We start from the raw sequence: 1,811 nt of genomic DNA, 5'->3' as shown, positions 1-1,811 counted from the left end.
ATCGGGGTGGTCTACGACCCGTCCTTCGAGTCCTGGGGCAACTACGTGCCGACCCGGCTGGGCGAACGCTACGTCTCCATCTCACCGGGCACGGCGGGGACCGCCAGCGGGTGCAGGGCAGTCGTCTCGTCGCACCAGATGAAGGCGTCGTAGCGTTCGCCCAGCCGGGTCGGCACGTAGTTGCCCCAGGACTCGAAGGACGGGTCGTAGACCACCCCGATCGCCCGGTGATCCACGGGTTCGGTGACCCAGCCCGGCTGGTCGTCGCCGCCGAAGACGAGCACCGCCCGCTCCGGCATCAGCTCGTGCAACCGCCGCTCCACCGAACCCTCCCGCGCCGGCGGCACCACCATCGCCTCGGCGGGCGAACCCCACCGGGGAGCGGCGATCACCGTGCCCCGGTAGGTGCCGAACCCGACCAACGCCACCGCGTCGTCGCCGTGCCGCTCGCGGGCCAACTGACCAATGTTGACCATGCCGTCCGCGGCCATGTCGGTGGCCCGCGCGTCGCCCACGTGCGTGTTGTGCGCCCAGACGATCCCGCGGGCGTCCGGGCCGTAGCGTTGCAGCAGCCGGTCCAGGGTGTCCTGCATGTGGGTGTCACGGATGTTCCACGAGTCCGGGCCGCCGGCCACCATCGCCCGGTAGTAACGCTCCGCGCCGGCCACCACCTCCGCGTTCTGCCAGGCCGAGAAGCGGTCCGGGCCGTCCGACATGGCCTGTTCCCGGGTACGCGCCAGCAGCCGGACGACCTCCTCCTCGCAGCGGGCCGAGACGAAGCGGCTGGCCGCGCCGTACTCCTCGACCCGCTTGCCGTACGGCTCGAAGCACCGGTACGCGTCCTGCGCCGCCTCCAACGAGGTCGGGTCCTCCTCCCCCAGGTAGTCGAAGATCGCCTGCATCGACTCCCAGAGGCTGTAGACGTCGAGCCCGTGGAAGCCCGCCCGCCCGTCCTCCGGCCGCTCCAGGTTCCACGCTCGCAGCCAGCGGCAGAAGCGCGCCACCTCGGCGTTCGCCCACATCCAGGTCGGCCACCGCTCGAAGCCCTCCAGCGCCAACTGTGGATCGTGGGCCCCGCCCGGCGCGGCGGTGACCGAGCGGTGCACCCGGTCGCAGTCCGGCCAGTCGCCCTCCACGGCCACGAACGAGAAGCCGCACTCCGCGATCAGCCGACGGGTGAGCTGCTCGCGCAGCCGGTAGTAGTCGTAGCTGCCGTGGGTGGACTCGCCGATCATCACCACCCGGGCGTCCCGGACGCGCTCCAGCAATGGGTCGAAGTCGCTCGGCGCGCCGAGCCGCTGAACCAGCATGGCAGCGGCTACCCGGCGGTCGCGCCGGCAAACCGTCGGCGCGTCGCCCCACCGACACGCCGTGAGCGTGTACGGGAGCGGCGAGCGGGTAGCCGACCGGCATGACCGTCACCGGCGTGCAGTTGCAGGAGTACCTGGCCGGGCTCGACTACCCGGTCTCCCGCGAGGACCTCGTCCGCTGGGGGCAGGAGAACGGGGCCAGCACGGCCATGTTGCAGATGTTGCAGGCGTTGCCGGCCGAACAGTTCGAGTCGCCGGCCGAGCTGAGCGAGGCGCTGACCACCCTCGCCTGACCGGCCGGTCACCGCGCGTGCAGCAGCCGGAACAGCACCAGCCACTGCTCCGGCCAGACGTACCCCACGGGGGTGTCCGACGCGATCCGCGTCGCGCGCAGGGCGGCCGCGACCCGGGCCGGCGGGTGGTGCCGGCGCAGGGTCGCGGCGAGCGAGCCGCCGACGCCCTCGAAACCCCACCCCACGAGCCTTCGGTACGCCGGCAGAG

General features: G+C 72.4%; 2 protein-coding genes and 1 pseudogene. 1 reads left to right on the top strand and 2 read right to left on the bottom strand.

Annotated elements, in window-relative coordinates; all coding sequences use genetic code 11:
* Nucleotides 1-68: 68 nt before the first annotated feature.
* Complete coding sequence (locus tag AB0J68_RS31830) at nt 69-1,310, bottom strand: erythromycin esterase family protein (RefSeq protein ID WP_363942550.1); 1,242 nt, start codon at nt 1,308-1,310, stop codon at nt 69-71.
* 101 nt (nt 1,311-1,411) lie between these two features.
* On the opposite strand from AB0J68_RS31830, the gene AB0J68_RS31825 reads away from it, so the two are divergent.
* A complete protein-coding gene (locus AB0J68_RS31825; protein WP_234585931.1) occupies nt 1,412-1,603 on the top strand; it encodes a DUF2795 domain-containing protein in 192 nt (63 codons plus the stop codon).
* Nucleotides 1,604-1,611: 8 nt separating this feature from the next.
* On the opposite strand, the pseudogene AB0J68_RS31820 reads toward AB0J68_RS31825, so the two are convergent.
* Nucleotides 1,612-1,811: pseudogene (locus AB0J68_RS31820) on the bottom strand (ErmE/ErmH/ErmO/ErmR family 23S rRNA (adenine(2058)-N(6))-methyltransferase); the annotation flags it as partial.

This window comes from Micromonospora sp. NPDC049580 (assembly GCF_040675595.1).
Taxonomy (GTDB): Bacteria; Actinomycetota; Actinomycetes; order Mycobacteriales; family Micromonosporaceae; genus Micromonospora.
The sequence above is the reverse complement of the archived record's forward strand: the minus strand, read 5'-3'. Positions and strand labels throughout refer to the sequence as shown.

What these genes read in the sequence shown, in the direction of transcription:
- AB0J68_RS31830 (WP_363942550.1), bottom strand. Translation starts at nt 1,310, where the DNA reads ATGCTGGTTCAGCGGCTCGGCGCGCCGAGCGACTTCGACCCATTGCTG.
- AB0J68_RS31825 (WP_234585931.1), top strand. Translation starts at nt 1,412, where the DNA reads ATGACCGTCACCGGCGTGCAGTTGCAGGAGTACCTGGCCGGGCTCGAC.